A 6,145-nucleotide genomic window follows, 5' to 3' on the forward strand; every position below is an offset into this window, starting at 1 on the left:
CCTCCGGTATCGGTACCGTCCAGTCAGCGATTGCGCTGCGTGACGAAGACGGCCGTGAAGATCTCCGGTATGTACATGTCCCGACCTGGATCATACACGGCGCAAAAGACACCGTAGTCTCCAGTGACCTTGTCCGGATTCAGCATGAAAGCATCCAGGGTTCAACACTGATCACCCTGCCGGACAGCGCGCACGGCATTATGTACGATGAACTTGAACTGTTTAACCACTTCTTTTTTGAAGCTATCCGTCAGTAAATAGTCCCCGTACAGAAATGCACCGCAAATGTCATACATTTGCGGTGCATCCCGGTATAAAAAACTCTATACAATTCTCTGGGTCCTATCCTGCGATCAGCTATTTGCTCCGGCTGTTATGCGTAGTATTTTGCAACAAATGCTTTTGTCACTTCAGCCGCTTTCCTGATATTCTCCTCGTGATTCATCGCGTAGTATTCCGGACGGAACTCTTCGATCGTACAAACGCCGTCAAATCCGATCTCATTCAGTGCAGCTGCGATAGACTCGTGATCCACAACACCCTCACCCGGCCACAGACGTTTGTCATCGCCGCAGGATCCGATCGGCAGGTCTTCACAGTCATTCAGATGGTATACGAAGATCTTCTTCGGATCAGCCTTTTTCAGCGCTTCCAGGCTGGATCCCATTTCATGGAAATGGAAGGTATCCAGCGTTACCCCTACATTGGGAAGTCCTGCTTCTTCCACCACATCGTATGCTGTCTGGAACTGATTGACCGAACATGTCGGCACACCGCAGAACTCCAGGGATACGCGGATGTCCGGACCCATTTTCTCAGCGATGTAACGCAGTCTCGCTGCTGCTTCTTTTTTGATATCATTTACGCTCTTGTCCAGTCCTACGTTGAAGGACGGAACAGCGATCAGCATCTTCATCCCGATTGCTTCACACACTTCCTTGATCCAGTCAAGGTGCCAGTCCATGGCCAGAGTCTGGAATGGATCCAGCTGGTTAAAGAATTCCAGTGTATTGTAAGCCCATGGTTTGATGTTATGGTTTTTAAACCACTCTCCCAGCTCTTCCAGTGTATGGCCTTCCTGAATATATTTTGCGATGCAGTCGTAGCGGATTTCAAAGTAATCAAATCCGTATTTTTCACACATCTCCAGGTCTGCCATCAGAGACTGTCCTTCGCATTTCAGTGCAGTTGCTTCATTAAATCCAATTTTCATCTTTTCATGTCCTTTCTAAGAAAAATAGTGCATGTGTTCGGGCACATCTATTTGTTGAGTACATTATACCATAATGTGTTCGGGCACACAATAGTTAATAGCCTCTAAATTTTGCTTGTTTTTTTGTGCATTTTTACGGCGGGCCTCAACTGTTGTTGTCCTAGATATTATATTTTGTTTTGATCACGATGTCTGTATAGTGGTATTCCTGCTTCGGCGGCTCACCGTTGAAGAGCAGTCGATAGAGAATCATAACGGGCTCATAACCCTGGCCTGCCGCCTCCTGCCCGATCAGCAGATTGAGAAACCCCTTATTCAGCAGTTCATAATTCTTCCCCATCAGGTCACTTGCAACCATGACAATATCCTGATCTCTGTGAGTTTTTTTCAGGCACTGGCAGACCCCAACCTCACCGTAGCATGTCATATATACTCCGCCAAGGTCAGGGTGTTCCCGAAGGATCTCCTCCATCAGTTTCTCCGCCTTCTCATCATTTTCTTCACAGTAGACAGTATCCAGCAGCTGAATCTTCGGAAACTGTTTTCTCATGACTTCACGAAAACCGCGCACACGGTTACTCAGTGATGTATTAGAGGCAAATCCAGAGATAACCGCAATTTTCCCGCCATTTTCTCTGAAAAACTCTCCCATCAGAGCTGCAGCCGTTTTCCCGCACATGACTGCGTTCTGACCCACAAAACAAATCCTGTCAGTTCCATCGATATCCGAATTAAATGTTACAATCGGTATTTTATATTCCCTGGAAAACAGATTGATCTGCTCCCTGATCCGCTCATCCTCAACCGGCATCATCGCGATGGCATTCACCTCCTGCCTGAGCATATCATCCATTGCCTTCAGAGTCTTTTCGGCACTGATTCCTGTAATTTTCTGCTGTATCACACTCCCCCCAAAATTTTCCACCTCGAGAGTGGCGGCTTCTACGCCTCTCAGTGCAGCCTTTATAAAGGGAGTATCCGCCGCCTGCGATATCACCCCGATCTTAATATTGTTTTTGCTCATTCCCAGCGCGCGGCCCAGAAGATTGGGCCGATATCCCAGTTCATCTGCGATCTGCCTTACCTTTTCCTCCACTTCTGGCCGCACCTTGCCGCGGTTGTTCAGTACCCGGTCTACTGTCCCTCTGGATACCCCTGCCTTTTCCGCAATCTGCCTGATCGTAATTCTCATCGCTACCGTTCCTTTACCTTTCTTTATGAAGGTATTATAGTTTTCTTTAGAAAAAAAAGCAACTAATTCATTCTAATGCCAGGCCTTTTTAAAATAAGCCTGCTCATCCCATTTCTTTTGTGTGCTGCATTGCCGAGAGGATTTCACTGTAGCGTCCTGTGATCTTTTCATAATTTTCCCGTAAATGCGGGTATAGACATTTACTGCAGTCCTTGTACCCGTTTGGCAGATAAGAAAAATCCCCTCCGCAGCGATCCCCCAGTACATACAAGGGGCAATAACAAAACAGGCAGTTGAAATTATCCCGATCCCCCTTGTTGTGGCAGGGGAAATACTCGCATTTCTCGTGTGAATAATAAGAATATTTTTTTGCCATTTTTTACTCCTCCTTTTGGCAAAAGAAAAAGCGCATCCCCCGAAGAGAACACGCATCCAAAATGGTAACGCTAAAACAGCCGTCCCATAGAAGCGTGCTTCCGGTTCCGGCAGAAGCACCGTTTTCTTCTCGCGTGTCTGACTTATCCTTATAAAAGGCTTCACAGTGACCGACTCGCCGGGATTTTCACCCAATTCCGCGTTCCATGGCAATGGATAGAAGAAAATCATTTTTTCAATTGTCCTTAGGTTTTTCATTATAGCACAGGTATGATTCAGGTGTACATAAAAAATTCTCAGTTTATAAGCTCTAAGATTTTCATCATCGGTGCGGCAGCACGATACCATGAACCCTTCTAATTGATCAGTATATTATAAGGCACCTCCTGGTCCCCCAGGACAAAGAACAGCCTGTAGGTTCCTGATTCCAAATCCTGTGGCACCGTAACTGTCAGTTCCTGTGTTCCATCCCCCGTCTGAATCGTATTTCCATTTGCCGTCCAGTACCCGGCATCCTCATAATCTTCACCGTTCTTCTTCTGTACACGGACATCGATCACAGCCGAATCCGCTCCGGTACCCAGAACGGCATATTCTGCAGTAAACAGAAGCGCCTGACCAGCCTGCGCCACCCGCTCTTTATTTTTCAGGGTGACTAAAAGACCGTAAGCAGGATTATCCGTCACCCGGCAGACCGCAGAGGAGATCCTGACAGCCCCGGGAATGTTTCCTGCATTCCATCCGCATGGAAACAGTTCTGCCTTAATGCTGTATTCACCAGTTTCCAGGCCGGCGGAATACTCCGTATTCATCGACACGGTATGTGCACCGCTGCCCTCAAGCGGAACATAAACTTTACCTCCGCTCGGGTAATACGTCTTATCCCCGTAAGTAAAAACTGTACCGACGGGAAATGCATTGCCGTTTTCCGGGGAGAGCACTGCCACAGCACCGTCCGTAAAACGTGTATCCGAATCAGGTGCGATTGTCAGTGTAACCGCATGTTCTCCCCTGGAGAGTCCGTCGCTGACAGACAGGGCGAGTTTTGCCCCGCTGTTGTTCACGGTAAAGTCAGCCCCCTTGGAATCCGCCCCGGTATTGTTGCGGAGCCGCAGACTGTAATCGCCGTTTGCCAATGTTTCTACAGCGCCAAAGTCCATGATTACGGTCAGCTGCGTTCCTTTTGCAATATTGCCTGCCGGACGGCTGCTGTTCCACATTTCTGTGAAATCATTCAGCCCGATTTTTGTCTCTGTCCCCGTCGTTTTATAACTATAAAAATCGTTAAGTCCAAGCAGGGTCAGGCTTGTTCCGGCAGGAAGCACTGCTTCCCCCCCACCCCTTCTAAGCTCCAGCCAAAGATCACCGGCTGTCGTTGCACTGCTCAGCGTAAACACAGCGGTGGCAGCACTCTTTTGAGAAATGTTCACCTCTCCCTGTGAAGTTTGGCCATTGTATTGTCTTCCTCTCATCGTACATACGTCGGATACCACCGATTCCTGCCAGTGTATATTCAGAGTGATCCTGGCGCTGCCGGTGCCGTCCTCAAATGTAAGTGTCACCTGATCAATATCAGGCTTCGCCTGAAAATCCGATACGTTGTTAAGTGTAAATTCTACAGGCGCCTGATACCGGCTGTCCGTATTTCCGATCGGAACTGCTGAACCGTAGCCTTCCAGATCGAACGGCTCCGTCATCAGCCCCGATGTTTTCCAGCCCTGAGACTTTACCGGCTGCATGGTCACAGAAAACTGATGACCTGTAAGTGCGCCCCCTGCAGGTGTAAGGCCGGTTCCAGTTTTTTCAACTCCGGTTAACCGCAGGCTGCGGCTCTCCCCGGAGGGAATGACCAGCCTGCCGGTATAACTCCCGGTCTGCGTTGCATAGAGATCCACCGTCTGATCCGCAAGTCTGCTTGCCTTCGTAACGATTTCCACATTCAGTGAAATTTTTGCTCCGTTTTCGTTCTGCAGCACGATAACAATTGTCCCCAGGCTTCTGCTGACTGTGATTCCATCGTTTTGATAAGTCAGATAAAACGATATCGAGGGTGCGCCATCACCCGTATCAGCCGTCACTGTCTGTCCGATGACAGTATTCGCACCCGTCACACTCGCAGATGCAGCAGAAATCACCTTGCCTCCAGTCTCCATGAATAACCCGAATGTGGTCTGAGGGTTTTCGGATATTTTCTGTTGTTCCCCCGCCAGATCGACCGTTTCGCCTCCTGATGGTTTGTTGCCCCCGGAAGTCTTCCATGATCCGCCCAGACCGTCTTTTGCAGCCTCCACCAGAGATAATCCCGTGTCCGTAGGGAGCGTGATGCTCTGGATGGTGTAAGAGCTGTTCCCTTCAGCCGGAGGCAGCTCGATGGCTCCTGCAGCCACGGAATAGCCGTCGCTTCCATATCCGCTTTCATCAGTCTTAAGTGTCTGGGCAGTCAACACCGAATAACGGTCGGCGGTGGCATCATTTCCCCTGATCTGCCAATAACGGTATTCCTCGCTGACATTGTGGTAAGCCAGCTCCTCCGTCCCTTCCGGCGCACAAAATCCCCCATCTGATGAGTTTATCGTATCTGTCTTTGCCCGCGCATAGGCATATGCATCCGCCCGGTCTTCCGCCATCATGTAAGCATAACCCCATACTGCCCCATAATGTATTTCCCCTTTTTCCAGATCTGTATAGGAAACCCTGAACACGATACCCGAGCCAAAAAGGACTGTATTCGGGACCGTACTGAGCTCCGTCAGAGTCACTTCATTGCCATCCTGGTCTACACTTTTCAGATTCGCTGTCTCGATGGCTGCTGAATCCAGGATCACCGTACTTCCGCTCTGGAGTACCAGACCATTTCCAAGATTCCCCAGAGTATCCAGATCTCCGTGGTCACCGATACGATTCAGTGAGTAGAGTGCCGTCTGATTGGAGTTTGCCACATCCGACTCACCCGCCAGCTGAATGTGGGCGTTTTTTAACAGTACGCGGTCCGCCCGCTGGATGGCACTCAGAATACGGGTGGCACCGCTGATGATGCCGTTTTCATCCTTTACAGGCTTTCCATAATTTTTCAGCGTGACCAGACGGGTAGATCCCGCATCGCAGGAGGCACCGCTTCCAAACACACCCCCTGAGATCGTCATGCCGATACCCTTTCCGCCTTCTGTATCGTACTCTGTCCCGTCAATATAGACATGAGAAGTCCCGGTTACCGTGATGGCAGAATAATCCACCGTGCTTCCGCCTCCATAATCTCCGCCCGCATAAACCGAACCGTCCACTGTCAGTTCAGAAAATGTAAGTTCCGGTTTCTCCTCCTGGTGAGCCATGTAATACGCACATTCGCCCAGAGCATCTCTGCCGAT

The 6,145-nt window shown here is 49.4% G+C and carries 5 protein-coding genes; 1 reads left to right on the top strand and 4 read right to left on the bottom strand.

Going from position 1 to position 6,145, the window contains the following annotated elements; translation table 11 throughout:
- The coding region (locus tag MCG44_RS14470; protein ID WP_240288945.1) for an alpha/beta fold hydrolase at positions 1-257 on the top strand (257 nt) is incomplete at its 5' end.
- A 116-nt stretch (positions 258-373) separates the two neighbouring features.
- Here the strand turns inward: MCG44_RS14470 and MCG44_RS14475 are convergent.
- From MCG44_RS14475 to MCG44_RS14490, 4 genes are all read right to left on the bottom strand, one after another.
- Positions 374-1,213 (bottom strand): sugar phosphate isomerase/epimerase family protein, encoded by an 840-nt coding sequence (locus tag MCG44_RS14475; protein ID WP_240288946.1) that lies wholly within the window; start codon positions 1,211-1,213, stop codon positions 374-376.
- A gap of 160 nt (positions 1,214-1,373) precedes the next feature.
- The gene (locus tag MCG44_RS14480) at positions 1,374-2,405 is read right to left on the bottom strand and encodes a LacI family DNA-binding transcriptional regulator (RefSeq protein ID WP_240288947.1); all 1,032 of its coding nucleotides are present in this window, start codon (positions 2,403-2,405) and stop codon (positions 1,374-1,376) included.
- Between the two features lie 103 nt (positions 2,406-2,508).
- Positions 2,509-2,781, bottom strand: coding sequence for a cysteine-rich small domain-containing protein (locus MCG44_RS14485; protein ID WP_240288948.1), 273 nt, complete (start codon positions 2,779-2,781; stop codon positions 2,509-2,511).
- 355 nt (positions 2,782-3,136) lie between these two features.
- Complete coding sequence (locus MCG44_RS14490; RefSeq protein ID WP_240288949.1) at positions 3,137-6,013, bottom strand: hypothetical protein; 2,877 nt, start codon at positions 6,011-6,013, stop codon at positions 3,137-3,139.
- Positions 6,014-6,145: the final 132 nt, after the last annotated feature.

It is taken from the genome of Lawsonibacter sp. OA9 (genome assembly GCF_022440585.1).